This window comes from Streptomyces sp. NPDC049970 (genome assembly GCF_040660235.1).
GTDB lineage: Bacteria > Actinomycetota > Actinomycetes > Streptomycetales > Streptomycetaceae > Streptomyces.
In genome coordinates this window covers 91,608-117,481 of sequence record NZ_JBFALP010000004.1, presented here as the reverse complement: position 1 = coordinate 117,481, position 25,874 = coordinate 91,608, and the positions used below count along the sequence as shown (strand labels likewise).

24 protein-coding genes are annotated in these 25,874 nt (G+C 71.5%); 10 read left to right on the top strand and 14 right to left on the bottom strand.

The genetic code is table 11. From position 1 onward, the window contains the following. Positions 1-25 precede the first annotated feature (25 nt). A complete protein-coding gene (gene purU / locus AB0I83_RS09205; RefSeq protein ID WP_356531553.1) occupies positions 26-922 on the bottom strand; it encodes a formyltetrahydrofolate deformylase in 897 nt (298 codons plus the stop codon). A 28-nt stretch (positions 923-950) separates the two neighbouring features. Beyond that, positions 951-1,397 carry a hypothetical protein gene (locus AB0I83_RS09200; protein ID WP_356531606.1) on the bottom strand — a complete coding sequence of 149 codons (447 nt, stop codon included), beginning with the start codon at positions 1,395-1,397 and terminating at the stop codon, positions 951-953. Between the two features lie 174 nt (positions 1,398-1,571). Here AB0I83_RS09200 and AB0I83_RS09195 point away from each other — a divergent pair, with 174 nt between their 5' ends. Continuing rightward, complete coding sequence (locus AB0I83_RS09195) at positions 1,572-2,834, top strand: ABC transporter substrate-binding protein (protein WP_363304168.1); 1,263 nt, start codon at positions 1,572-1,574, stop codon at positions 2,832-2,834. Between the two features lie 72 nt (positions 2,835-2,906). Here the strand turns inward: AB0I83_RS09195 and AB0I83_RS09190 are convergent, their stop codons facing one another. After that, positions 2,907-4,328: a hypothetical protein gene (locus AB0I83_RS09190; RefSeq protein ID WP_363304167.1), complete on the bottom strand. Its 1,422-nt coding sequence runs from the start codon at positions 4,326-4,328 to the stop codon at positions 2,907-2,909. Between the two features lie 160 nt (positions 4,329-4,488). After that, a complete protein-coding gene (locus AB0I83_RS09185; protein WP_363304166.1) occupies positions 4,489-5,871 on the bottom strand; it encodes a transcriptional regulator in 1,383 nt (460 codons plus the stop codon). A 253-nt stretch (positions 5,872-6,124) separates the two neighbouring features. On the opposite strand from AB0I83_RS09185, the gene AB0I83_RS09180 reads away from it, so the two are divergent. The 4 genes from AB0I83_RS09180 (at position 6,125) to AB0I83_RS09165 (ending at position 10,014) form a co-directional block, all read left to right on the top strand. Further along, positions 6,125-6,802: a bifunctional DNA primase/polymerase gene (locus AB0I83_RS09180; protein ID WP_363304165.1), complete on the top strand. Its 678-nt coding sequence runs from the start codon at positions 6,125-6,127 to the stop codon at positions 6,800-6,802. A 38-nt stretch (positions 6,803-6,840) separates the two neighbouring features. Further along, positions 6,841-7,665, top strand: coding sequence for an ABC transporter ATP-binding protein (locus tag AB0I83_RS09175; protein WP_356531545.1), 825 nt, complete (start codon positions 6,841-6,843; stop codon positions 7,663-7,665). Further along, complete coding sequence (locus AB0I83_RS09170) at positions 7,662-9,305, top strand: transporter (protein WP_363304163.1); 1,644 nt, start codon at positions 7,662-7,664, stop codon at positions 9,303-9,305. The genes AB0I83_RS09175 and AB0I83_RS09170 overlap by 4 nt, the downstream gene beginning before the upstream one ends. Positions 9,306-9,423: 118 nt before the next feature. Further along, positions 9,424-10,014: a TetR/AcrR family transcriptional regulator gene (locus AB0I83_RS09165; RefSeq protein WP_363304162.1), complete on the top strand. Its 591-nt coding sequence runs from the start codon at positions 9,424-9,426 to the stop codon at positions 10,012-10,014. An 84-nt stretch (positions 10,015-10,098) separates the two neighbouring features. Here AB0I83_RS09165 and AB0I83_RS09160 read toward each other — a convergent pair whose 3' ends face one another. Both AB0I83_RS09160 and AB0I83_RS09155 read right to left on the bottom strand, forming a co-directional pair. Then, positions 10,099-10,992 (bottom strand): alpha/beta hydrolase, encoded by an 894-nt coding sequence (locus AB0I83_RS09160; protein WP_363304387.1) that lies wholly within the window; start codon positions 10,990-10,992, stop codon positions 10,099-10,101. Positions 10,993-11,644: 652 nt separating this feature from the next. Next, on the bottom strand, positions 11,645-12,337 hold the full coding sequence (locus AB0I83_RS09155) for a metal-dependent transcriptional regulator (protein WP_356531541.1): 693 nt from the start codon (positions 12,335-12,337) through the stop codon (positions 11,645-11,647). A 207-nt stretch (positions 12,338-12,544) separates the two neighbouring features. On the opposite strand from AB0I83_RS09155, the gene AB0I83_RS09150 reads away from it, so the two are divergent. Next, the gene (locus tag AB0I83_RS09150) at positions 12,545-13,300 is read left to right on the top strand and encodes an SIS domain-containing protein (RefSeq protein WP_356531539.1); all 756 of its coding nucleotides are present in this window, start codon (positions 12,545-12,547) and stop codon (positions 13,298-13,300) included. 150 nt (positions 13,301-13,450) lie between these two features. Here the strand turns inward: AB0I83_RS09150 and AB0I83_RS09145 are convergent, their stop codons facing one another. After that, positions 13,451-14,842: a PAS domain-containing protein gene (locus AB0I83_RS09145; RefSeq protein WP_363304160.1), complete on the bottom strand. Its 1,392-nt coding sequence runs from the start codon at positions 14,840-14,842 to the stop codon at positions 13,451-13,453. A gap of 439 nt (positions 14,843-15,281) precedes the next feature. Continuing rightward, positions 15,282-15,908, bottom strand: a complete 627-nt coding sequence (gene pdxH / locus AB0I83_RS09140; protein WP_363304386.1) for a pyridoxamine 5'-phosphate oxidase — start codon at positions 15,906-15,908, stop codon at positions 15,282-15,284. 255 nt (positions 15,909-16,163) lie between these two features. Between pdxH and AB0I83_RS09135 the strand changes: the two genes are divergently transcribed. Beyond that, entirely contained in the window at positions 16,164-17,273 is a 1,110-nt protein-coding gene (locus AB0I83_RS09135; RefSeq protein WP_356531535.1) for a citrate synthase 2, read from the top strand. A gap of 118 nt (positions 17,274-17,391) precedes the next feature. On the opposite strand, the gene AB0I83_RS09130 is transcribed toward AB0I83_RS09135, so the two are convergent. From AB0I83_RS09130 to AB0I83_RS09115, 4 genes are all read right to left on the bottom strand, one after another. Next, a complete protein-coding gene (locus AB0I83_RS09130; RefSeq protein ID WP_356531533.1) occupies positions 17,392-17,601 on the bottom strand; it encodes a hypothetical protein in 210 nt (69 codons plus the stop codon). Between the two features lie 59 nt (positions 17,602-17,660). After that, entirely contained in the window at positions 17,661-20,861 is a 3,201-nt protein-coding gene (locus AB0I83_RS09125) for an RHS repeat-associated core domain-containing protein (RefSeq protein ID WP_363304159.1), read from the bottom strand. 468 nt (positions 20,862-21,329) lie between these two features. After that, positions 21,330-21,644: a hypothetical protein gene (locus tag AB0I83_RS09120; RefSeq protein WP_363304158.1), complete on the bottom strand. Its 315-nt coding sequence runs from the start codon at positions 21,642-21,644 to the stop codon at positions 21,330-21,332. After that, entirely contained in the window at positions 21,641-21,922 is a 282-nt protein-coding gene (locus tag AB0I83_RS09115; RefSeq protein ID WP_363304157.1) for a hypothetical protein, read from the bottom strand. The genes AB0I83_RS09120 and AB0I83_RS09115 overlap by 4 nt, the downstream gene beginning before the upstream one ends. 199 nt (positions 21,923-22,121) lie before the next feature. Here AB0I83_RS09115 and AB0I83_RS09110 point away from each other — a divergent pair, with 199 nt between their 5' ends. The 3 genes from AB0I83_RS09110 (at position 22,122) to AB0I83_RS09100 (ending at position 24,534) form a co-directional block, all read left to right on the top strand. After that, positions 22,122-22,946: a helix-turn-helix transcriptional regulator gene (locus AB0I83_RS09110; RefSeq protein WP_356531527.1), complete on the top strand. Its 825-nt coding sequence runs from the start codon at positions 22,122-22,124 to the stop codon at positions 22,944-22,946. After that, positions 22,933-23,163, top strand: a complete 231-nt coding sequence (locus AB0I83_RS09105; RefSeq protein WP_356531525.1) for a DUF397 domain-containing protein — start codon at positions 22,933-22,935, stop codon at positions 23,161-23,163. Before AB0I83_RS09110 ends, AB0I83_RS09105 begins: the two co-directional genes overlap by 14 nt. 444 nt (positions 23,164-23,607) lie before the next feature. After that, a complete protein-coding gene (locus AB0I83_RS09100) occupies positions 23,608-24,534 on the top strand; it encodes a MarR family transcriptional regulator (RefSeq protein WP_363304385.1) in 927 nt (308 codons plus the stop codon). 26 nt (positions 24,535-24,560) lie between these two features. On the opposite strand, the gene AB0I83_RS09095 is transcribed toward AB0I83_RS09100, so the two are convergent. Together AB0I83_RS09095 and AB0I83_RS09090 are read right to left on the bottom strand one after the other, a co-directional pair. After that, the gene (locus AB0I83_RS09095; protein ID WP_363304156.1) at positions 24,561-25,139 is read right to left on the bottom strand and encodes a TetR/AcrR family transcriptional regulator; all 579 of its coding nucleotides are present in this window, start codon (positions 25,137-25,139) and stop codon (positions 24,561-24,563) included. Beyond that, on the bottom strand, positions 25,127-25,870 hold the full coding sequence (locus AB0I83_RS09090; protein WP_363304155.1) for an enoyl-CoA hydratase family protein: 744 nt from the start codon (positions 25,868-25,870) through the stop codon (positions 25,127-25,129). The genes AB0I83_RS09095 and AB0I83_RS09090 overlap by 13 nt, the downstream gene beginning before the upstream one ends. Positions 25,871-25,874: the final 4 nt, after the last annotated feature.

Genomic DNA, 25,874 nt, shown 5'->3' with positions numbered 1-25,874 from the left:
CGCGGATCCCGGGGGCCGCCGGGATCTACGGGAAGACGACCGTGCGGCGGCCGTTGAGCAGGATGCGCCGCTCGGCGTGCCACTTGACGGCGCGGGCGAGTGCCTGGCACTCCACGTCGCGTCCGACGGCGACGAGCTGGTCCGGCGTGACACCGTGGCCGACCCGCTCGACCTCCTGCTCGATGATCGGCCCCTCGTCGAGGTCTGCGGTCACGTAGTGCGCGGTGGCGCCGATCAGCTTCACACCGCGCGCATGGGCCTGGTGGTACGGCTTCGCGCCCTTGAAGCTCGGCAGGAACGAGTGGTGGATGTTGATGATCCGGCCGCTCAGCTGCTTGCACAGGTCGTCCGACAGAACCTGCATGTAGCGGGCCAGGACGACCACCTCGACGTTCTCCCCGCGGACGAGCTCCAGCAGCTGCGCCTCGGCCTCGGCCTTGTTCTCCCTTGTGACGGGGATGTGCCGGAAGGGAATGCCGTACGAAGCGACGAGCTCGGCGAAGTCCGTGTGGTTGGAGACGACCGCCACGATCTCGACCGGCAGCGCGCCGGTGCCGGACCGGAACAGCAGGTCGTTGAGGCAGTGCCCGAACCTGCTCACCATCAGCACGACCCGCATCCGGTCGGTCGCCCGGTGTATCTGCCACTCCATCCGGAACGAGTCACCGATCGCGGCGAAGCCGGCCCGCAGCTTCCCGACGTCGATCGTGTCGGCCGAGAAGTGGACGCGCATGAAGAAGAGACCGGTGTCGTGGTCGCCGAACTGCTGGCTGTCCTCGATGTTGCAGCCGGTCATGAGGAGGAAGCTCGACACGGCGTGCACGATGCCCGGTTTGTCGGGGCAGGAGAGCGTGAGGACGTACTGCTCGGGGGTGGCTTCCGAGGCAGCGGGTACGGGTTCGGCGGGCTGCGGCGCGGTCATCCCCGTAGGGTGCCACACCGCCCCGAGGTCACGCCGAACTGGTCATGATGCGGAGGACGTCCAGGGTCCTCGGCGGGACGTCGGGGTCCTCGGCGTCGTTGGTGGCGAGCATCACGTGGGCCTCGCGGGCGGCCTGGACCGCCTCCGGCCAGCCCGGGTGCTCCAGGTAGGCGGAGACGGGGGCGTCGGCGCCTATCTGGTGCATGATGCGCAGCACCCGCAGGGCGGCGACGTCGACGAGGGCCGCCTCCGCGGAGTCGCGGAAGATCGTTCCCACGTACTTCTCGGCGGACCAGTTGTCGAGCCAGGTGTCCTCGACCAGGCGGTACACGGCGTCGGTGACGTCCCCGTACCCTTCACGGCCGGCGAGCCAGCACTCGTGGTGGAAGACGGGGTCGGAGAGCATGTGCAGCGCCGAGCGCACGTTGCTGCGCCAGCGCCACCACGGCATGTCGTTGAGCGGCATGCCGCCCATGGTGGAGGAGCGACGGCCGCGACGGGAAGAGTTCTCCGAACCTTGCTGCACGATTGTCGATCGTACGTTCCTCCACGGCACCCCCGCACGGCCCCCCGCAATTCACCTCGGCGTCACCGTGCGTCGACCACGACACACCGTGGCGTTACGCGTGACCCGCAAAAGTTCATGCCCATGACCGGATGGCGACGCCTCACCTCACTCCGTCCCTACGAGCTCGTCACATCGGCGGTGGCCGGGGCGCTGCTGATATCGGGGTGCGGCTCCCTCCCCGGGGCCCAGGGGGGCTCCAGGGAGCCCGTCACCGTGATGACATGGGCCCCGGACACCACGGGGGCGGACTCGGTGAACATGGCGGGCATGCCGGCCATGGCACGGACCTACGCCCGCTGGACCAACGAGCGGGGCGGGATCGGCGGCCACGAGCTCCGGGTGCTCACCTGCAACGAGCAGGACACCGCCGAGGGTGCGTCGAAGTGCGCCCGGCGGGCGGCCGACGAGGACGTGGCCGCGGTGGTCGGCTCGTACAGCAGGCACGGGCGGGCGTTCCTGGCCCCGCTGGAGGCCGCCGGGATCCCGTACATCGGCGGGTACGGCGCATCGGCCGACGAGTTCACCAGCTATCTCTCCTATCCGGTCAACGGCGGCCTGGCGGCGCTCGTGGCGGGCAACGGCGAGCAGCTGGCGGCCGGTTGCGAACGGGTGGCCCTGGTGCGGCCCGACACCCTGGTCGGCGACTCGCTGCCGGGCCTGCTCGACGTGAGCCTCAGTCGGAACGAACTCCCCCGCTCCCACGACATCAGGGCGCCCGAGGAGGCCACCTCGTACGACTTCCAGGCGGCCGAGGCCGTCGAGGAGGCGGGGGAGGACGGATGTGTGACGGCGGTGCTCGGCAAGCGCACGGAGACGTTCTTCGACTCCTTCCGCCGGCTCGGACGCGAGGACTCCGGCGTGCGGATCGCCTCCGTGCTGGGCAGTGTCGGCCAGCCGCTCGTCGACCGCACGGGCGGGCGGAACAGCCCCTTCGAGGGGGCCCTGGTCACCGGCTGGTACCCGGCCCCCGGCGACGCGCGCTGGAACGAGATGCGCGAGGTGATCCGGAAGTACGCCTTCGGCGACAACCGGATCGATCCCGAGGACACGGGCGTGCAGACGACCTGGATCGCCTACACCGTGCTCAGGGCGGTCGTCGAGGCGATGGACCGGCCCGAGATCCTGGCGGGCGGCGTCTCCGTCGGCCTCAACCGGGGCACCGAGGTGGACACCGGAGGGCTCACGCCGGTCCTGCGCTGGCGTTTCCAGGACGCGGTCGGCGCGCCGGACTACGCGCGCGTCGTCAACGGGCAGGTGACGTTCCAGGTGGTCAGGAACGGCAGGCTGACCTCGGCGAAGGAGGGGTTCGTGGACGTCACCGAGACCCTCCTGGACGCCGGCTGACCCGACCCCGCCGCCGACGGCCCCCGGCATCCCGCCGGCACCTGACCGGCGGCGGTCCTGACGGGCGGTACGTCAGAGCTGGGTGGGGGCGCGCTCGGTCAGCCCGTACTTCCGGGCGATGGAGTTCCAGAGGCCCGAGGCCTGCCGCTTGGCGGTGGTGGCCTCGCCACTGGACGCGTTGGCCTTGGCCGTCTCGTCGGTCGAGCGGGCCTTGCCGCCCTTGCAGACCTTCTTGTCGTTCTTGGCCTGGCCCGCCCACGCGGCGTAGTGGTCGTCGGCCTCCGCCGACGCCTGCCACGCCGTGGTCAGGGACGCCTTGAGCTCCGCCTTCCCGGGGAGCCGGTCGACGCTCAGCGCTTCGAGCCGGGTCACCAGGTCGCGGCGCTGTCCGGCCGCGCCGGACAGATCGGTGGCCGCCTGGTCCAGTGCCCGGCAGCTCTTGATCTTCTCCACGGCGCCGATCACGGCCGCGCGGCTGTTGTTGCTGTCGGCGAGGAGCTTGTCGAGCGCCTCCGCCTGCGGTTTCGCCGGGTCGTCCGCCTGCGACGAGGGATCGGCCCCGGCCGAACTCTGCGACGAGACCGGCTGCTTGTCGTCCTTGGACGTGTCGTCGCCACCGCTGAGGAGCGCCCCGGCACCGAGCCCGACGACGGCGCATCCGACGACGACCGCGGCGATCAGCGGGATGTGCGCGGACCGTCTGCGCTGCGTACCGCGCCCCTGGCCCTCCGGCTCCTGCCCGCCGCGCGGACCCTGCGGGCCGGACCGGAAGGGCTGTTCGCCGTGCGGCGGCTGCTGTCCGGATCCGCCCTGGTACGCCTGGTGCTGCTGCTGCCCCTGGTCGAAGCGGGGCATCTGCTGCGTGGAACCCGCGGGCTCGTCGCTGCGGAAGAGGCTGTCGAACTCCGCGGGCGGCTGCCTGTCGCCCGGCGCCCCGGGCCGTATCCCGTACGGCGCGCCGCCGGGGACGGGGGGTATGTACTGGGTCGCGTCCGCGTCGCCCGACTGTCCGGGCCCGCCCGACCGGCCCGCGTACCCGGTGGACTCCGCCCGGTGCTCGGGCGGCAGCCCGCCCGGCCCGTGGCCTCCGGGGACGGGCGCGATGTACTGCGTGGCGTCCGCGTCGCCGCCGTGGCCCGCGCCCTGCGGCAGCCCGTGGGAGGCCTCCGGCGGCAGGGGCTGCGCGTACTGCTGCTGGTACGGGTCCTGCTGCTGGGGCTCGTACTGCTGCTGGTACTGCCCGTACTGCGGCGCGTAACCGCCCTGCTGGGGCTGCTCCGGTGGCAGCAGGCCCGGTGCGCCGTCCTGCGGTGCGGCCGGCCCCCAGGGGCTGCCCCACGGCTGCCCGCCCGCGGGGGCGGCCTGGTCCGGCTGCCCGCCGGCGTGACCCCCCACGGTCCAGGGGGCACCGCCCTCCGCGGGCAGCACGACACCTTCGTGGGCGGGCCGTACAGCAGGGAGCTGCGGCTCGTCGCCCTGTCCGCTCTGCGTCACCGGGACTCCTACGTGTGAACCTATGGAATCGTCGGCTCACGCTACCGGGTGGCTGCCGCCGGGCGCCAAGTGCCCGGCAGCGCTCACCACCCCTTCACAGGCGGGTAACGCCCCACGCCTCCACGGCGCTGTACATGGGTCAACTCCCCCACGGGGCAGGTCAGGCGGCCTGGAGCTCCAGCCTGGCGCCGAACTCCCGGACCGAGGGTTCGCTCCCGAACGGCTCCAGCCGCTGCTGGAGGTCGTCGAGATATTCGGCACCCCGGGAGGAGCGCACCGTCGCCAGCAGCTCCACCGCCCGCAGGCCCGTGTGGCACGCCTGCTCCACCTCGCGCTGCTGCACCTGCGCCGTGGCCAGCAGCACCAGGCCGATGCCCCGGCGCCTGGCACGGGACTCCGGGAGGGCCGCCAGGGCCTCCTTCGCACGTCGGGCGGCGGGCTCGGCCTGTCCCAGGTCGCGATGGCAGTGCGCCAGCTCGTCCGCGAGGTAGCCCCCGTCGAAGTGGGCGATCCAGTCCGGATCGTCGCCCGTGTCCGGGTCGGCCTGGTCCAGGGCGGAGAGCGCCCTGGACGCGGACACCTGGCAGGTGCGGGCGTCGCCCATGAGCGCGTGGCCCCGGGCCTCCGCCGCGTGGAACATCGCCTCGGCACGGGGGGTCACCCGCCCCCGCGCGCCCTCCTGCGCGGCGCGCGCCAGCTGGGCGATCTCCCGTGGATTGCCGAGCTCGGCGGCGAGATGGCTCATCGAGGCGGCGAGCACGTAGCCGCCGTACGCACGGTCGCCCGCGGCCTGGGCCAGGCGCAGGGCCTGGATGTAGTACCGCTGGGCCAGGCCGGGCTGGCCGGTGTCGACCGCCATGTACCCGGCGAGCTCGGTGAGCCGCGCGACCGCGCCGAACAGCTCACGGCCGACCGATTCGCGGTACGCCCCCGAAAGGAGCCCCGACACCACGCTGTTGAGGTAGTGCACCAGGACGGGCCGCACGTGTCCGCTGCCGAAGCGGTGGTCCAGGTCGACCAGCGCCGCCGTCATCGCGCGGACCGCCGCCACGTCCGGCATCCCCACCCTGCTCCCGGAGGTCCGCGCCACCTGCGGGTCCGCACCGGTGATCAGCCAGTCGCGGCTGGGTTCGACCAGCGCGGAGGCCGCGACGGCCGACCCGGACAGCAGGTCGCGGCGGCCCACGTCGCTGCGCCACAGTTCACAGACCTGCTCGACGGCGCCGAGGACCGTGGGGGCGAACTGCAGGCCCACGCCCGAGGCGAGGCTCTTGCCGTTGGCCATCCCGATCTCGTCGATCGTGACCGTGCGGCCGAGCTTGCGGCCGATCGCCTCGGCGATGATCCCCGGGGCCCTGCCGCGCGGCTGCTGGCCGCGCAGCCAGCGGGCCACGGACGTCTTGTCGTAACGCAGGTCGAGCCCTCGCTCGGCCCCGACCATGTTCACGCGGCGGGCGAGACCCGCGTTGGAACAGGACGCCTCCTGGATGAGCGTCTGGAGCCGTTCGTTCGGCTGGCGGGCGACGAGAGGTCTGGCTGCCATTTTTCCCCCTGGGACCGCAGTGACCGATGAAGGGAACACTGCCCGGAACGACACAAGAAATGCGCATATTCATCTGCATTGGGTGCGAGCGGTGGCGAGTTGGCACAGTCCTGCGAGTGGATACCCCCGCATCGGTGCACCGTCTCCCGCGCGCCCCTGCCCATGCATCCGTGCGCCCCATGTGCAGGATCGATCCAGCGCGAAGAGTGCACGCGCGCCCGTAACCCGCGGTGACGACGGAAGTTGAACGGGCGTGGAAGAGGCCATCGGAGTGACGGAATCCGCAGAGGTACCCAAGCAGCGAGGTGAACAGCTGTCGGAGGCCGCTGCCTGGTACGCCCAGGAGCGGCGCTGGGACGTGTTCCCGGGCACCTGGCTCGAGCCCGTCGGGGGGACGGAGCGCTGCTCGTGCGGAGACGCCGGCTGCGGCGCCCCCGGGGCCCATCCCACCCGGGCCGACTGGGCGGGCCAGGCCACGGGCAGCGCGGCGGCGGCCCGCCGGATGTGGTCCAGGCAGCCCGGTTCGTCGGTGCTCCTGCCGGCCGGCCGGACCTTCGACGCCCTCGACGTACCGGAGTCCGCCGGTTTCCTGGCCCTGGCCAGGATGGAGCGCATGGGGCTCACGCTCGGCCCGGTGACACGCACCCCGGACCGCCGGATGCTGTTCCTCGCCCTGCCGGGCGCCGCGGCCAGGATGCCCGAGCTCGTGCGCCAACTGGGCTGGGACGCGAAGGCGATCGGCCTGGTGGGACGCGGCGAGGGCGAGTACATCGCCGGGCCGCCGACCCGGATCGCCGGACGCGGCGCCGTGCAGTGGGCCCGCCGCCCCTCCCGCGCCAACCTCTGGCTGCCGGAGGCCGACGAGCTGATCAGCCCGCTCGCGTACGCGTGCGCACGGGAGGCGGCGGACGCCCGGACCCGCCTTTCGTAGGGTGGTCCCCACACGCGGGGATATCGAAAGGCAGTGCCATGCCGGACCAGGCGGACAGCAAGGGTGGAACGCACACGGCGGGCGGGGCTGCGACGCCACCGCCCGCCGTGCGGGTGGAAGGACTGTGGAAGCGGTTCGGGGAGCAGATCGCGGTCGGCGGAATCGATCTGGAGCTGCCCGCCGGCAGGTTCATCGGCCTGGTGGGCCCCAACGGCGCCGGGAAGACCACCACGCTCTCGATGGTGACCGGTCTCCTGAGGCCCGACATGGGACGCATCGAGGTCGGCGGCCACGACGTGTGGCGCGACCCGGTCGAGGTCAAGTCCCGGATCGGGGTGCTCCCCGAGGGGCTGCGGCTCTTCGAGCGCCTCTCGGGCCGTGAACTCCTCCTCTACACAGGACGGTTGCGCGGGCTGCCGGCCGCCGAGGTCGAGAGGCGGGCCACCCAGCTCCTCGACGTCCTCGACCTGGCGGGGGCACAGCACAAGCTGGTCGTTGACTACTCGACCGGGATGCGGAAGAAGATCGGGCTGGCGTCCGCACTGCTGCACAATCCCGAAGTGCTCTTCCTGGACGAGCCGTTCGAGGGCGTCGACCCCGTGTCGGCACAGACGATCCGCGGAGTGCTGGAGCGGTACACCCGCTCCGGGGCGACCGTGGTCTTCTCCAGCCATGTGATGGAGCTCGTCGAGTCGCTCTGCGACTGGGTGGCCGTCATGGCCGCCGGGCGGATCCGGGCCCACGGCACGCTCGCCGAGGTGCGCGGGGAGGCCTCCTCCCTCCAGGACGCCTTCCTCGAACTGGTCGGCGCGGGCGCCCGGGACACCGGGGAGTCCCTGGAGTGGCTGGGCGGTGCCCGATGACCGTGCTGGACGCCCCCGTCGGTTCCACGGTCCCCGTCGTACGCGGCCAAGGCCTCGTCCCCGTCTTCGTACGGCTGAAGCTGGCCCTGCTGCGCAACGGGCTGCGCCAGTCGTCCGGGCGCCGGGCCGCCTACATCGCGTCGCTCGTCGGCGCGCTGCTCCTCGCGGCGGGCCAGGTGGTCGGGCTGGTCGTGCTGCGCGGCCACGCGCAGGCGGGCACCCTGGTGGTGCTGCTGACCGCGGTGGTGGCGTTGGGGTGGGCCGTGATGCCGCTGTTCTTCCCGAGCGGTGACGAGACCCTGGACCCGAGCCGGCTTGTCATGCTGCCGCTGCGTCCGCGCCCGCTGATCGGGGCTCTGCTGGCGGCCTCGCTGATCGGTATCGGACCGCTCTTCACACTCGCCCTGGCCCTCGGCTCCGTGATCGCGGTGGCGCACGGGGCGGTGGCTGCCGTCCTCGGGGTGATCGCCGTGCCCCTGACGCTGCTGGTGTGCGTGGCGCTGGCGCGGTCCGTCGCCACGGCGAACATCCGGTTGCTGACCTCGCGCAAGGGCCGCGACCTCGCCGTGCTCAGCGGCCTGGTGATCGCGGTGGGGATCCAGTTCGTCAACTTCGGCGCGCAGCGGCTGGGCAGGGCCGGCGGACTGTCCTCGCTCGAACCGCTCGCGGACGTGGTGCGCTGGCTGCCGCCGGCCTCGGCCCTCGGCGCGGTGGACTCCGCGTCGGAGGGGGCGTACGGCACGGCGCTGGCGCAGCTGCTCCTCTCCGTGCTCGCGCTGGGCGTCCTGATGTGGCTGTGGGAGCGGAGCCTGGTGAAGCTGATGACCTCGCCGGACGGCTCGACCCTCGCCGCGGCGGAACCCTCCCGCAGCCGCTCGGGCACCGGCCGTACGGGGCTCCTCGCACTGTTCCCCGAGGGGCGCACGGGCACCGTCGTCGAGCGGAGCCTGCGCTACGTCGTACGGGATCCGAAGACGAAGGCGTCCTGGGTGACGGCTCTGGCGATCGGCTTGATCGTGCCGGTGCTCAACGCGGTGCAGGGGGCCGGCTCGGTCTACTTCGCCTGTTTCGCCGCCGGGATGCTCGGCATGCAGATGTACAACCAGTTCGGCCAGGACACCTCCGCCTTCTGGATGGTGGCGCTGACGATCTCCTCGACCCGGGAAGCGTACGCCGAACTGCGGGCGCGGGCGTTGGCGTTGCTGCTGATCACCTTGCCGTACACGGTTCTGGTGACGGTGGTGACGGCTGCGGTGACCGGGGACTGGGCGGCGCTGCCGGGGGTCATGGGCCTGTCGTTCGCCCTGCTCGGCGCGATGCTCGCGACGGGTGCCCTGGCCTCCGCGCTGTTCCCGTACTCGATCCCGCAGGACGGGGCGTTCAAGAACGTCGTACCCGGGCAGGCCGGGCTCGCGTGGATCTCCGTCCTGGGCGGCATGGTCGCGGCGGCCGTGCTGAGCGCGCCCGTGATCGGGCTGACGGTCTGGTTCCAGCTGAGCGGCCGTCACGACTGGCTGTGGCTGGTGCTGCCGGTGGGCGCGGTGTACGGAGCGTTCATCGGGTGGCTCGGTGTCCGCCTGGCGGCGCCGCGCACCGCGGAGCGGCTCCCTGAGATCCTCACCGCGGTCAGCAAGGGCTGAGGGTCGGCGGGGACCGGGACCGGCCGAGAGCTCTCTGGCATCATGGGCAAACGGAACCGCGTTCCGAAAAGATCCGGGGCGCTGCCCCCGGCAGCTCGGCAGTGGAGGGAGTGTCGCGGTGGACGACAGCGACAAGGACACGGGCCGGCCACCCCAGGCCAGACGGAAGGACGCCCGGCGCAACAAGGAGGCCCTGCTCGACGCGGCCGCCGCGGTGTTCGTCGCCTCGGGCGTGGAAGCGCCGGTACGTGACATCGCGGCCGAGGCGGGCGTCGGACTGGGCACGATCTACCGCCACTTCCCGACGCGGGCGGATCTCGTCATCGCCGTCTACCGGCACCAGGTCGACGCCTGCGCCGAGGCCGGCCCCGCCCTGCTGGCGGCCGGGCCGACGCCTCACGCCGCCCTCGGGCGGTGGATCGACCTGTTCGTCGACTTCCTGGTGACCAAACACGGGCTCGCCGGCGCGCTACAGGCGGACAACGCCGGATTCGAGGCGCTGCACGCCTACTTCCTCGACCGCCTGCTGCCGGTGTGCACCGAACTGCTCGACGCCGCCACCGCGTCGGGCGAGATCCACTCCGACCTCAGCGCCTACCAGCTCATGCGCGGTGTCGGAAACCTCTGCGTGGGCGCGGACAGCGATGTCCGCTACGACGCCCGAAGGCTGGTCGAGGTCCTCGTCGCGGGACTGCAACGGCCGCACTGACGACGACCGCCGCCGCACGGACCGGGAGCACGTCGGCCGGGAGCACGCCCGCCCGGCACGGGGCCGGGCGGGCGTGGGGCGCCGTCACGGGCTGACGTGCTGCCGGTCGTCCCGGTAGTCCTCGGCGAGCTGCTCCAGGAACGGCTCCACCGCCGTGCGCCACCCCTCCGGCTGGTCGTAGTGGACGAGATGGCCGGCGTCCGCCACCTCCGCGTACTGGCCGCGCGGCAGCACGCGGACCATCTCCTGGGCCTCCGCCCTGCCCAGCTCCCCGTCGATCCCCCGCAGGACCAGGGTGGGGCAGCGGACCTGTGCCAGCTCCTCCCAGTGCGCGTCGTGGACCCAGGTGGCGCGCGACGTGAGCATCTGCTCCCGCGAGAACACCGGCCGCCAGCCGTCCGGGCTCTCCGCCATCACCTCGGCGAAGAACTCGCCGCGCGAGGGGTTGGGGCGTTCCACCCAGGGGTCGTCCTCGCCGAACCACTTCCGCACCGCCGCGAGCGTGGCGAAGGGGAGCGGCCACGCGTCGAACCAGTCCTCCCACTCACGCTGCGAGGCGGCCCCCAGGGCGGAGGCCCGCATGTCGCAGATGACGAGCGCCTCGACCAGGTCGGGGCGCTTGGCTGCGAGCTGCCACGCGGTCAGCGCGCCCATCGAGTGCCCGATGAGGGTGACGGGGCCGAGATCGAGCTGTTCGATGGCCGCCTCGGCATCCGCGACGTAGGCGTCACGGGTGTACGGGCCGCCGGCCGGCTTCTCGCTGCGCCCGTGGCCCCGCTGGTCGAGGCCGACCGGGCGGTGGCGTTCGGAGAGCCAGCGGGCGGTGGAGGCCCAGTGCGCGGACCGGCCCATCAGGCCGTGCAGCATCAAGACCCCGGGGGCCCGCACGGCCTCCCCGCGCCCTTTGGGCGGATCCGCGAACTCCCAGGCCGCGAGGCGTACGCCGTCGGCTCCGGTCACATCGATGCGCCGCACCATAGGTTCTGGCACCCCCTTCAGGTCCTCGATCACCGTGTGGTCGCCTACGCCAGGCTATCGAACCTTTATTCGAAAACCCGGTTCCGGCTCGCAACTTCCCACGTTCGGGTGACAGTGGTTCGGGATTGGCGCTCCGCGCCCTGGGGAGGTCTTCACCGGGAAGCGGACCGCTCGGGGACAGGGGTCCGCGGGGACTGGCCTCGAGAGCTCGGGGCTCCGGGTCAGCGCGGGGGAGAACCGGCCCCGGTGCCCGCAGGCGCCGGGGCCGCCCGCCGTTCCGGAACACGCCGGTCCGCGCTCGGGAGGCTGCGCCGGGACGGCCGGCCCGGCCGTCGCGACGAGACCCGGGGGCGTGGGCAGCGCGCCTCGAACACGCCGCGGGACCACGGGGGCGTCGGGGAGTCCGGCAGCCGCCTCACGGCGCACACGCCGATGCGATGGGTGCATTTCCCGCTCCCTCCCCGACCGCTCGGCAGGCTCCGCCGCGGCACCCTCAGGTCATATGCCTGGGAACAGCCTGGCACGCGTTTCGCCCGGGCGCTGCGATTCCGGGCGGAAAACCGAAAGCGGGCTTACCGGCTCAGATCTGCACGTGCATCCGCACCGGCGCCTGCATGTGCCGGCAGGCCGCCGGTGCCCGCGTCACCGCAGTTCAGCGCTTCGCGACGAAGACGTGCGAGGCGACTTCGGCGTCCAGTTCGGCCGCCTCACCGCTCGAACCGACGAGCACGCCGCCGGCCGACTCGGTCACGCTCACGACGGAGCCGGGCTGCACGCCCGCCCTCCGCAGCGCGTACATCAGCTGCGCGTCGGTCTGGATCGGCTCACCGATCCGGCGCACCACCACCGTCTTGCCCTCCGTGCCCGGGTCGAGCTCGGCCAGGCTCACCATGCCCTCGTCCAGGAACGGATCGGCCTCGGCCTTCTCGCCCAGCTCCTCCAGGCCCGGGATCGGGTTTCCGTACGGGGACTCGGTCGGGTGCCGCAGGAGCTCCAGCACGCGGCGCTCCACCGCCTCGCTCATGACGTGTTCCCAGCGGCAGGCCTCGGCGTGGACCTGTTCCCACTCGAGGCCGATCACGTCGACGAGCAGGCACTCGGCGAGCCGGTGCTTGCGCATCACCCGTGTCGCCAGGCGGCGCCCCTCCTCGGTCAGTTCCAGATGGCGGTCGCCCGCGACCTGGACCAGGCCGTCCCGCTCCATGCGCGCAACCGTCTGGCTGACGGTCGGACCGCTCTGGTCCAGCCGTTCGGCGATCCGGGCGCGCATCGGGACCACGCCTTCCTCTTCGAGCTCGAGGATGGTGCGGAGATACATCTCCGTTGTGTCGATCAGTCCGGACATACGTGCCCCTCGATGCTGTGACATGAAGTCGTCGTGCGATGGCCCCTACCAATTCTGACGCATACGGCCGACAACCGTGCCACGCAGTCGTGAGCCCGTGCAGCGCACCGGGCCCGAGCGCTATTGACAGCCCAGTGGTCCAGACCGCAACGTGATCCGCGACACGGGCACCGCACGGGCCCCGACCCCGCAGGAAAGGCCTCCTCGATGAGCGACAGCAAGCTCGCCGGTCAGTTCTTCGACGCAGCGATCGGCCTGCTGGAGCGGGTGCGCGACGAGGAGTCCGCAGCCGTCGCGTCCGCCGGGGCCGCGATCGCCGACACCGTCGCCGCCGGCGGACGGCTCTTCGCCTTCGGCGCCGGGCACTCCTCGCTCGCCGCGCAGGACGTCGTCTACCGGGCGGGCGGACTGGCCCTGATGAACCTGCTCGCCGTACCGGGCACGGTGGGTGTCGACGTCATGCCGGCCACGCTCGGCTCCGCGCTTGAGCGGGTGGACGGGCTCGCGAGCGCCGTCCTCGACTCCAGCCCCGCCCGGTCCGGCGACCTCCTCGTGATCATCTCCCTGTCCGGACGCAACGCACTGCCGGTGGAGATGGCCCAGAACGCGCGGGCACTCGGGCTCACGGTCGTCGGGGTCACCTCGGTCGCGTACACGACCGGCACGAAGTCCCGGCACGCCTCGGGCGGGTTCCTCCGGGACCACTGCGACATCGTGCTCGACAGCAAGATCGCGATCGGCGACGCCGAGCTGACCGCGGACGGGGTCGAGGCACCCTTCGCGCCCGCGTCGACGGTGGTCACCAGCGCGCTGATGCAGGCCATGATGGCCACCGCGGCCGAGGAACTCGTCGCCCGGGGCATCGAGCCGCCGCTGCTGCGCTCGGGCAACGTCGACGGCGGACACGAGTGGAACGGCCGCGTGATGCGGGAGTACGGGGACCGGATCTTCTACCGGCACTGAGCGGCACCGAGCGGCACGGGAGCGGCCCCACGAGCCGGGCCCTCCAGCAGGACGGTGCAGGGCCCGGCGGCACGGGTGCCGGCACAAGGCCGGGTCGGGTCGGGTCGGGGACCCTGAGACCGCGCCCCCCGGACCGCGCTCCGGCACCTTCTACAGGCCGTCCCGCCCCGCCGTGAGCAGCGCCAGGTCGACCGCCGAGGCGACCCGCACCGCCACGCTCTCGGCGTACATCACGTCCGGGCGCTCGAACGCGTTGCGGTTCGCCGTGCGCAGGAACGTCACCACACCCAGCGTCCGGCCCCGGCTCCGCAGCACCGCGCACAGGGCGTGCACCGAGCCGCGCTGCCACTGCCGCTCCGCCGCCCACGTCCCGCCCGTTTCGGCCGGGGCCGCGGCGCGGACCGAGCCCGTGCGCTCCAGCGCCTGGAGGGCCGGGTGCCCCGTCCCGTACCGCACCGGAATCGACCCACCCGAGACGGGGAGGCACGGGCCGGGTGCGTCGGACGGGGTGGCGGCGGCCCGCACGAGCCGCTCCCCCGCCGCGAGATCCGTCAGCAGGTCCACCACCACGTGGTCGGCGAACCCCGCGAGGGCGTAGTCCAGCGACGTGGTCGCCGCCTCCATGGGGTCCTCGCACTCCGCCGCCTGCCGGGCCGCCCGGTGCAGCTGGTTCGACCGGAAGCGCACCCGGTCCGCCTCCTGCGCCGCGAGCTTCGACGCCGTGACGTCCCGGAACAGCCAGCCCACGCCGAGCGGGACCGGCTCCTCCGCCAGCGGCGACGCCAGCCGGAGGAACCCGCTGCGCCAGCAGCGCCGCCTGTCCCCGTCGGCGGTCCGCAGGGTCACCCACAGCTCGGCCGGAGAGGTGGGAGCGCCCTCGGCGAGTACGTGCTCAAGGGCGCCCTCGAGGTCCTCGACGCCCTGGACGACCAGCTCGCCCAGCGGGCGCCCCAGCAACGCGGTGCGCCCGCCGCCCAGGGCACGCGCCGCGTAGGCGTTGACCACGGTGGGGCGCAGGTCCACGTCCACCAGGACCACACCCCAGGACGCGTCCTCGAACAGTGCCTCGCTGAGCGCGATGGACCGCTCCAGGTCGATCTGGGCGTGCACCTCGCTGAACGCGCAGTAGACCCCGGCGGGCCTTCCGTCCTCGCCCCGCACCCGCGACGACTGGGTCCGCACGAGCACCCGCCCGCCGTCCTTGCGCAGCAGGGCGAACTCGTGCACCTGCCGTCCGGGGGCGCCCATGGCCGCCATCAGCCGCTTATGCACATCGCCGGCGTCCGCGCTCCGCACGGCCCATCCGGCGAACCCCTGCCGCCCGACGGCCTCGGCGGCGGACCAGCCGAGAATCCGCTCCGCCTCACGGTTCCAGTGGGTGATGGTCCCCTCTGCGTCGAAGGCGCACAGCGCCGCGTCCATGCCGTCGAGCAGCGCGGCGAGCAGCTGGGAACCCGGGACGGCCGCCACGGCCGGCTCGCGCTCGGGGTCCTCGTCGGGTCCGAGCGCGTCGGTCGTCCCGGTGCTCCTGGAAGCACTCACACCGCACCTCCAGCAGGGCGTTCTCCGCTTCGCGTTCCACGTTGCCGCACGTCAGACAATTGAACTCGACGGTGAGCCACCACACAGCCACTTCCCGGAAATCCGGTGTCCACCGGCGGAGACCGGTGTACGGCGGAGGGCCCCTCGAAAGGCCGCGACAAATCGCTTGTGCGGTCGCGGAGAGGTTCCTAGGCTGTGACTACACGTCGAAAGGAGGTGATCCGAAAAGTGCAGTCTTATCGGATTCGTGAGGTGGCTGCGGGCTGACAGCCCGTCGTCGCACACAGTGCACCTCGGCAGGCTGTCTGCCGAAACCCAAGCAGTCACCGACCCGCAGGCTCGCCGGTAGATCCGGCCGGCTCCTCCGCAAGGGGGGACCAGAGCCTGCGGGTTTCTGCGTTACCCGGCGTTTCCCCGCAGGCCTCGGCGGTCCCACGGGTCACGGGCAGAGGCGCTCCACCCGCCAGCCGGCGCCCTCACGGACGTACCGCAGCCGGTCGTGCAGCCGGTTCGCGTGGCCCTGCCAGAACTCGATCGCGTCCGGTACGACCCGGAAGCCGCCCCACTGCGGCGGCGCCGGGACCTTCTCGCCCTCCGGGTAGCGGGCCGCCAGCTCCTCGTAGCGCGCGACGAGCTCCTCGCGGGAGCCGATGACCGTCGACTGCTCGCTCGCCCAGGCGCCCAGCTGGGAGCCGTGCGGGCGGGTCCGGAAGTACGCGACCGTCTCCTCGCGGCCGACGCGGGCCGCGGTGCCGGTGACGATGACCTGGCGGGCCAGCGGGTGCCAGGGGAAGAGCAGCGAGACGTACGGGTTCGCCGCCAGCTCGCGGCCCTTGCGGGAACCGTAGTTGGTGAAGAAGACGAAGCCGCGGTCGTCGTACTGCTTCAGCAGCACCGTGCGGGAGGAGGGCCGGCCGTCGGGGGCGGCCGTGGAGACCACCATGGCGTTCGGCTCGTGGAGCACTCCGCCCCGGGCGACCTGGCCGAACCAGCGCGCGAACTGGTCCATGGGGCCTGCGGCGAGATCCTGCTCGGTGAAGTCCTCCGAACGGTACTGCTCGCGCATCGCGGCCGGATCGGTGGTGCAATCGGATGCAGAGGCGTGGGAGGAGGCGGAAGCGGAGGACGGAGTGGCATCGGCTGTGGGCACGGGGCCATCCTGCCGCAGCGGGCCGGTGTTCCTGCGGGGAGCGGCACGATCGCCGGGCGGCGAGCCGGGGCTGTGCCGGACGTCACCCTTCCCCGCGTCGTTGGTACCCGCCAGTATCGTGGTCAGGCCTTCGTGGCCGTCATACAGCCGCCGAGCCGAGGGAGCCGCCCGATGTCCGACTTCGTACCCGGACTTGAAGGAGTCGTCGCGTTCGAGACGGAGATCGCCGAACCCGACAAGGAGGGCGGTTCGCTCCGGTACCGGGGCGTCGACATCGAGGACCTCGTGGGCCACGTGTCGTTCGGCAACGTCTGGGGCCTGCTGGTGGACGGGGCGTTCAACCCCGGCCTGCCGCCCGCCGAGCCCTTCCCGATCCCGGTGCACTCCGGTGACATCCGCGTCGACGTGCAGTCCGCGCTCGCCATGCTGGCCCCGGTGTGGGGCCTGAAACCACTGCTCGACATCGACGAGGAGACCGCGCGCAACGACCTGGCGCGGGCGGCCGTCATGGCCCTGTCGTACGTGGCCCAGTCGGCCCGTGGCCAGGGCCTGCCCATGGTCCCGCAGAGCGAGATCGACAAGGCCGGGTCCGTGGTCGAGCGGTTCATGATCCGCTGGCGCGGTGAGCCGGACCCGAAGCACGTGAAGGCCGTCGACGCCTACTGGACGTCGGCCGCCGAACACGGCATGAACGCCTCGACGTTCACCGCCCGCGTCATCGCGTCCACGGGCGCCGACGTGTCGGCGGCGCTCTCCGGCGCGGTGGGCGCCATGTCGGGCCCGCTCCACGGCGGTGCGCCGTCCCGGGTCCTCGGCATGATCGAGGAGATCGAGCGGACCGGCGACGCCTCGGCGTACGTGAAGCAGGCGCTGGACAAGGGCGAGCGCCTGATGGGCTTCGGCCACCGCGTCTACCGCGCCGAGGACCCCCGTGCCCGCGTGCTGCGCCGCACGGCCCGTGAGCTGGCGGCCCCGCGCTTCGAGGTCGCCGAGGCCCTGGAGAAGGCCGCCCTGGAGGAGCTCCACGCCCGGCGCCCGGACCGCGTCCTGGCGACGAACGTCGAGTTCTGGGCGGCGATCGTGCTGGACTTCGCCGAGGTTCCGGCGCACATGTTCACGTCGATGTTCAGCTGCGCCCGTACGGCGGGCTGGTCGGCGCACATCCTGGAGCAGAAGCGCACGGGCCGCCTGGTGCGCCCCTCGGCGACGTACGTCGGCCCGGGCCCGCGCGACCCGCGCTCGATCGGCGGGTTCGACCAGCTCGCGGACCTGGGGAACTGACGGGAGGGCGAGGCGTACGGAACGTACGCCTCGCCCTCCCCGCGGCCCGGTCCCGCACTACGTGCCGCGTCCCCGGCCCTTCCCCGTGAGAAGCGAGCCCGAAGAACGCAGGCGTCGCCTACGGTTGTCCGCCCTTGCCCTTCTGGATGAAGAAGTAGCCCACCACGGCGATGCACGCGACAATCCCCAGAAGCGCCCAACCTCCCGCGTTGCCGGACGCGATGAGGAAGACGGAGAAGGCGACTCCCAATACCGCGAAAACGGCGGCGAACTGGAGATACCGCTTGACGGCCGCCCGTTGCTCCACGGACCATCCCACATGAGGCATGCTGATTCCCTTTCGTCCTGCGGGCGGGAGGGGAAAGCCCCTCCCGCCCGGCCCGTCCGTCAACCGCTGACGGCGTTGGATGCTATTTGCCCCGCGCTCCAGGAAATGGCGTAGCACCCCACCGAGGCTCCGAGGGATCCTCCGAGCGTGGGGGCGGCAGTAGCGGCCACCGCCGCTCCGCACAGCGCTCCGGCGAAACCTCCTGCCAGCGCACCCGCCACATCGCCCCAGAGCGCCTGGGTGTCGCCTTGGGCCAGGTGAGTAATTCCCGTACCGACATCGCCTATCGGACCGAGGGCGTCGGCTACGCCGCTCAGGCTGAGGAGCCCGTCGGGGTCGATGCGGTTGACGGGGTCGCCCTCGGCGTAGAGGTAGGGGTTCTTCTCCTGGCCGGAGGGGTCGGGGCTGGTGAAGCGGCCGATGTTGGGGTCGTAGTAGCGGGCCGCGAAGTGGTAGAGGCCGGTGGGGTCCTGGTAGCCGCCGGTGAACCGGTAGGGCTGGGGCACCGTCTCGGTGGTGGTGCCGCGCGAGACGCCTCGGGGGCTGTAGCCGTAGCTGTTGACCTTCGTGCCGGCCTCGTCGGCCATGGCGACGACGCTGCCGAGTGCGTCGGTCAGGTAGTAGTAGTTCTTCCCCCCACGGGTCATGGAGTTCAGGGTGCCCCCGGGCTCGCGGTTGAATCCCGTGTCCACTCCGGCGGTTGACGTGCCGGCCAGGCCGATCGGGCCGTTGTGGAAGAAGGTGTCACCGAGCTTGATCCGCTCGGACTGGTCGGTCGACCCGTACTGACCCGCGTACGTCTTCCCCGCGACCGTGACGGAGGTCATCTGGGAGTAGTCCGACCACTTCTCGCCCGTCCTGGTGTCCTCGGGGGTGGAGGCACCTGCGGTCTCGTTGCCGATCTTGTCGTAGGACCAGTTCGTCGCGGAACCGTTCTTCGCGGTGACCTGCTGGGCGTCGTTGATCGTGTAGGTGGTGCCTCGTGGGCAGCCGGGTTCGGTGCCCTGGGAGGTGAGGTTGCCGGCCAGGTCGTAGCAGTACTGCCAGGAGCTGTTCAGCGTGGTGCCCTTCTCCTCCTTGGCGTAGGAGAAGCGGCCCGCGCCGTCGTAGGTGTAGGAGGTCTTGTAGCCGCTCACCGCGTCCGTGCTGGTGCGGATCTTGCCGCCGTCCTTGGTCCCGTTGGCGTAGGAGTAGGCGAGATCGACCAGGGTGCCCTTGGGTGAGGTGGCCTTGATCTTCTCCGGGCGGCCCGACCTGTCCGGGGTGACCGTCTGGACAGTGCTGCCCGGATATGTGGTCCTGGTACGGACGTCGTTGTTGTCGTACTCGTACGAGGTGGTCCTGCCCTTGGGGTCCTTGAGTGACTTGAGCTTGTTCACCTCGTTCCAGGTGTAGTCCGTCAGCCCTGCCGGGTCCTGGTAGGTGTCGACGTTTCCGGCCGGGGTGTAGGCGAGGACGGTCTGCGAGCCGTCCTGCAGCGTCCGTACGGTCTCCCTGGACAGCGGGTCGAAGTCGTACTTGATCACACCGGTGCCGTCGGAACGCTGCTTGAGGTTGCCGTCACCGTCGTAGGAGTAGGTGACGGTGGCGTAGTTGGAGCTGTCGACCTTGGTGACGCGGTCGCGGTTGTCGTACTCGTACAGCGTGGTCACGCCGCGTGCGTCCTTGACCGTGGTCGTGCGCCCGAGGCCGTCGTACGTGTAGGTGGTCGTGCCCAGCGGGGCGGGGGCCTTGACCGTCCTGAGGTTGCCCTGGGCGTCGTAGGCGAAGGTCGTGGACACCGACTTCGTGGAGGTCATCTTCGTCGTGGCCTTGCAGCGCTGGCCCTCGAAGCCCTGGCAGGTAGGGGTGGCCGGGTTGTAGTCGAAGCTCTGGTTCCCGCCGCCCGTGCCCTCCACCGCGACCGACTTGGTGTTGCCCGCCGTGTCGTAGGTGTAGTCGGTCTTCTCGTTGTCCGCGGTGGTCATCGAGCCGGGAAGGTCGGCACCGGCGATGGTCTGGTAGCCGGTGGCCGTGGAAGTGGCCCCGGTCGGCAGCTTGGCCGAGGTGGGGTTGTTGCGGCCGTCCCACCCGTACGTCGTGACGTTGGCACCGGTGCCGCCGACTCCCATCGCGTCCGACGCGGTGTCGACGTTGCGGTTCACGTCGAACGTCTTGGTCCGGTTGTGGGTCAGGGCGTCGGTGACGTCGGAGACCTGGCCGTCGGCGTCGTGCTTGTACGTCGTGGAGTGCTGCTCGGGGTCGGTGACCTTCGTCGTGCCCGCCGCCGAGGGCGAGGACGCCGAGTAGGTGTAGGTCCAGGTGGGACCCGTGTGACCGGAACCGTTGAGGGCGGTTGCGCGGAGCATGGAGGTGACGCGGTTGCGGTCGTCGTAGGTGAAGACCGTGACCCGCCCCTCCGGGGTGGTGATCTTCGTCAGCCGGCGGGAGGAGTCGTAGCCGAACTGGGTGGCCTTGCCCTCGGTGTCCGTCGTCTTCGCGACGTCACCCGACGGGTTCAGGTCGTAGACCGCGGTGCGGCCCGTGTGGTCCTTGGCCTGCCACTGCGAGGCGTCCGTCTTCAGCAGATCCACCCACCGGCCGGAACGGGTCTCGGTGACCTTGAACCCCTGGTGCTCGGCTCCCTCGTCGTGCTGGGTGATCGTGATGACGCCGTGGTTCCTGTCGGTGACCTTCGTCAGCGTGCCACCGGCGTCGTACGTGTCCTTGGAACCCGACTTGCGGTCGGTCAGCGTGTACGTGCCGTCCGCGTTCTTCTTCAGGTCCTTCGAGTAGCCCTTGGGCGTGGTGAAGGTGCCGTCGGACTCCTCGGTGAAGCGGACCGCCGCGCCACTCGCGTCGTAGACGACGACCTCGGAATCGAAGACCTGCGCGTAGCGCTCGTACTCCTGCCACCAGCGCTGCGACACCTTCCCCCACGGGGCGTCCAGCGAGTTGTACGTCCGCGCCAGCCGCAGCTTCTGCCCCACCCCGGCGACGTCGAAGTCGGTGGCGGCGAGCATCAGGTTGCCGTTGGAGAAGTTGACCCGCGCGACGAGCGAGTCGGTGATCCGGAAGTCGGAGATCTGGTGCCACGGCACCGCGCCCTGGCCCTCCGGCACGTACATCGACACCGAAGCCGACGAGCGGGCCGCACCGGCGCCGTCGCCGGCCCGCGCCCGGTCCTTCTGAGCGGCCCGCCAGGCCGCGACCTCGGCAGACACCGGCGCCTCGGCCTCCGCCGGGACCGGGCTGTTGGACCCGACCTTCACCTCGGGCATCTGCGCCTTGGTACCGCCCGGCCCCCACGCCGAGACGGCCGACGGATCGTCGGCCGCCGGGGCAGCGAGAGCGGGCAGTGCGGAAGTACCGAGCGCGACCACCACCAACGCGGCGGTCAGAGCGGTTCTGGGATGTATGCGAGCACGCCGAAACGGCGTGCCGGAAGCACGCGAAACCATGCAATCCCCCCACGGGAAACAAGAATCACAGCAGCCACAACGGCCACCGGAGCTCCGCACGCTGACACGGGACCTTCACGTTCGGCGAACGACTTTCCTGTTCCATGAACGCAAACCTGTCGGAACAAGCCGTTACTGCCGACCGTTACGCCCAGAAATATCCCCCAGCGTGACATCATTTGCCTAGCGGCAACTATTTGACGGTCCGGCAGAACGGGGCCGAAAACCGCCCCCGTCCAGTCGACGTCCGCCAGCAGACCACTCCGCGCCGGTCGGGATGACGGGGCATCACCCACCGCCGGACGCAAGGTCGTCAGAGGTGCCGACCAGCCGTCGCCCTCGACTCTCGGCCACCCGCCTCACGTCGCCCAGCGACTCGGCCAGCCGGCACGCGAGGTAGTGCACCTGCGCACTCGTCGACCGCCGGTCGGCCAGCATGTCGGCCGCGTGGCCGAGCAACTCACCGGCCATGGAGAGCTGCGCACCCTCGACCCGGTCCGCCATCCGCGACACCTTGCCCACCCCGTCGCCGAGCAGATAGCAGGGCTCACCACTCGTCGTCGTCCACGGCAGCAGCCGTGCGGACCCCGAACTCGTCCTCATGCCGCCATCCCCCAGCCGTACGGGGCGACCAGGAGCACCCGTCGCCGCCTCAGCTCCGCCCGCCCGCGTTCTTCCAGCTCCCTCTCGTACGCCAGGTAGTACGGGCGCACCAGCGGGCTGTCCTCGCCGCGCGGCGGCCGCTCCCCGGTGCAGCGGGCCGTCACACCGCCCACGTACACCGCTGAGCACGGATGGTCATACGCGCCCCAACGCCGTCCCGCACCGGGCAGCAGCGTTCTCACCACCAGCTCGAAGAAGCGGGCGATACGGTCCGTCATGTCTTCCTGCTTTCCTCGGGTCGACCATGCCCCCGCAGCCGCTTCCACCGGCTGCGGGGGCGTTTTCGCGCGGCACGCCCCGAATGGGATCGGGCAACCACGCTGCGTGTTCAACTCTTCACATGCTGAGGTCATCCCTCGGTACGCTGCCAGGGGGTCGCGCCTGACAGCACCCTTGTCATCCCGAGGAGTTGGTCGCATGGCGTCGCACCACAGGCCGCGCACGGCGCGAGCGAAGTACGGCGAGGAACTGCGGCTCAGGCGCACGACAGCCGGCCTGACCCAGGAGGCGCTGAGTGAGCGGATCGTGTGTTCGCCGACACTCATCAGCCACTTCGAGGCGGGCCGTCGGCTGCCGAACCCTGATGACGCCCAGCGGATCGACCGGGCGCTGAGCACGGACGGGTTCTTCGCCCGGTGGCTGGAGGATCTGGACACGAAGTTCGTCGACCACTTCGCGGCGGTGGCCGAGCTGGAACGGCAGGCGACGGAGATCCGGCAGTTCGCCCCGGCCCTCGTTCCCGGGCTCCTTCAGACCGAGGGTTACGCCCGCGCACTGTTCTCCGCCTACAGGCCGAACCATCAATCCGCGGAGCTTGACAGAGACGTTGTCATCCGAACAGAGCGCGCCCAGGTGCTTGACGGGCCGATCAAACCAGTCGTCTGGACGATCCTCGACGAAGCCGTGCTCCGCCGCCAGGTAGGAGGGCCTCAGGTCATGGCAGAACAACTCGGCAAGATCGCGGACATGGCAGCCGCCGGCCGCCTTCGACTGCACGTACTGCCGTTCGGAGCCGGTGCGTACGCGCTCCAGGAGGGGCTGCTCACCCTCATGAGCTTTCAGGACTCCGCCCCCGTGGCGTACGTCGAAGGCTTCCTGTCGGGAAGCCTTCTCGACGATCCCTCACTGGTGAGGACCAGTCAGACCGCTTACGCTCTTGCGCTGAGTGACGCGATGTCGCGCCGCGAATCATTGACCACCATCCGGGCGGCAGCGGAGGAACACACAAATGGCCGGCACTGAGAACCGCGTATCCGACTCGTCCACGCTTGCTCGGTGGCGCAAGTCCAGTTACAGCGGAGGCAGCCAGGGCGAATGCCTTGAGATAGCCCATGGCTACGACGTCGTCCCCGTACGGGACAGCAAGGTCTCCCACGGACCGGCCGTGATCGCGTCCACGGCAAGCTGGTCGGCCTTCGTGACAGCCGTCAGGAACGGCTCACTCGACCTCGGCGGCTGACCGGGCCCTCCCGACGGACCACCAGGCACGGCCCGAAGCTCGGATCTCGCGTCCCGGGACCCGAGCCCCGGGACCGGCCGGTTCACTCCTCAGGGTGTACGTGAAGACGGCTGCGCCCGAAGCTTGAGCTTCGGGATCCGGGCGTCGGGATGCGAGCTCCGGGATTCGAGCGCCTTCTTGTAACCGGTAGGGAAAAGAAGGGGTTTGGGGAAACCTCCCCAACCTCCCCGACCCGCCACCGACAGCAAGTATGACTAATTGTGATCGAGTTGCGGCGAGGCGTCACGAGTGCTTACCGTGCGACCAAACGAACGACCCCGACGCGGTGTTAGCAGCACCGGCCGGGGTCTCACCACAAGATCGCAAGAAGAAGAGGACGATCCCGTGGCTGTCCAGCACCTTAGTGCCGCTGCCCGCACCCCCGCACTCTCCCGCCCGTACCCGATGGCGAATCCCGGCTACGGCAAGCGGTCGGTGCCGCACCAAACCCCTTCACACGCGGACGACTTCGCGCACCTGCCCACCCGCGAGCGGTACGTCGCCGGGTTCGTCGACCACCTTCCCGACGGTGCGGCCATGGATGTGAAGAGCCTCGCCAAACAACTGCCGCTCTACGGCCAGCAGGCGGTGGGCTCGGCGCTCAAGGCCCTGTCCGTGGCCGGGTACCTGCGCCGCGTGCGGTGCCTGGTCGGTGAGGGCGAGCAGGTCCGGTGGGTCTTCCGGACGTTCTGGTCCCGTACCCCCCGCGACAACCAGTGGTGGGGCTCCCACCTCGCCGCCGGGGAGCGTGATGCGGCCCCGGTCGTCGCCGCATCGCCGCCGCCCCCGGTCCCCGTGGAGGAACCGGCCGCGACGCCGGCCGTGCCGCAGCAGCGGCCCCCCGAGCCCGCACCGACTCCGGCTTCGCCTGATGCACCCTCCCCCGCCTATCTGGCCCTGGCCCTGCTCGGGCGCACCGATCCGCGTCTGTCCCTGTCCGCCGCCGACTGCGCGGTGCTGGAGGCACGGGCCGCCGAGTGGCTGGCCCGGGGCGTGACCGCCGAATACCTGACGCAGGCCCTCACCGCCGGGCTCCCCGGGCAGATCGGCTCACCGGTCGGGTTCGTACGCCGCCGCCTCGCCGACAAGATCCCGCCGAGCGTTTCCCCGACCGTGGCGCCGCCCGCGTCCGGCGGCCCCGTTCACCGCATGATGATGGAATGCACCAGGTGCGGTGTGCCCGGCCGCCCGGAGGCACTCCCCGACGGTCTCTGCCGCTCCTGCCACCGGCCCGGTCGGCCGGAATCCACGGCAGCTCCCGTCGGTGGTCTCGCCGAATCCGACGTACGCGCCCGTGCGGGCCACGTCCGGGAGCTGCTCAGGTCCCGCTGAGCGCGCGTGCCCTGGGCCGTAGCCGCTCAGCCCAGCGCCTCGTCCAGCAGCCGCGCCCACTGGGCCACGACCCGGCGGCGTCTGGCCGTGTCGTCCGTCAGGACGTTGGCGAGGCCCAGGCCGCGGGCCATGTCCAGCAGGCCCTGGACCGTCTCGCGCACGCCGGGGCGGGTCTCGTCGGCGCGGAGGAGTTCGACGGCGATCCGGTGGGTCTCGCGGCCCACCCGGGCCTCCAGCTCGGTGACGCGGGGCCTCAGTTGGGCCTCGTTCGAGGCTGCGACCCAGAGCTGGAGCGCGGCGCGGAAGAGCGGCCCCGTGTAGAGGTCGACCAGGGCGGCGACCACCGCCGTGCGGCCCTGCACGGGCAGGGCACGCAGTGCGGCGGAGCGTTCTTCGGCGACGTACTCGACGGCGCCGGTGAACAGGTCCTCGCGGGTCGGGAAGTGGTGCTGGGCGGCGCCCCGCGAGACCCCGGCGTGCTCGGCGACGACGGTGACCGTGGAGCCCGCCCAGCCGTGTTCGGCCAGGCAGGCCACCGCCGACGCCAGGAGCCGCTGCCGGGTGGCGCGGCTCCTGTCCTGCTTCGGGGTCGTCACAGCACCCATGCGGGATCCCGTCGTTCCAGGAAGGCCGTCATCCCCTCCCGCGCCTCGTCGGAGGCGAAGAGCGCTGCCGAGCGGGCGATGAGGTCTTCGGCGTGACTGTCGAAAGTCCTCAGCACACTAGCCGTGACCAGCTCCTTCGACGCCGCCAGCCCCTGCGGTGACGCCCTGCGGAGCCCGTCCAGCACCGGTACGAGCGCCTTGTCCACATCGTCGGCGGATCCGGCCGCGAGGCTCACCAGGCCGATCCGGACGGCCTCCGCCGCGTCGAAGCGTTCACCGGTGAGGTAGTAGCGGGCGGCGGCGCGCGGGTCCAGGCGGGGCAGCAGGGGCAGCGAGATCACGGCGGGCGCGAGGCCCAGGCGCGACTCGGTGAGGGCGAAGGTCGCGTCGGGTCCCGCCGCCGAGATGTCGCAGGCGGCGAGCAGACCGAGGCCGCCGGCCCTGACGTGTCCGGTGACCCGGGCCACGACGGGCTTGGGCAGGGCGACGACCGCCCGCATCAGTGCGACGAAGGACGCCGGTTCGGGGGGTGCGGTCAGGTCGGCGCCCGCGCAGAAGGTGTTGCCGGTGTGGGTGAGGACGACGGCCCGCACGGAGTCGTCGTCCGCGCAGCCGGCCAGCGCCTCGGACAACTCGCCGACCAGGCGCGCCGAGAGCGCGTTGCGGTTGGCGGGCGAGTCGAGGGTGAGGGTGGTGACGCCCCGGTCGTGGGACTGTGGTGCCAGGGTCATTGCC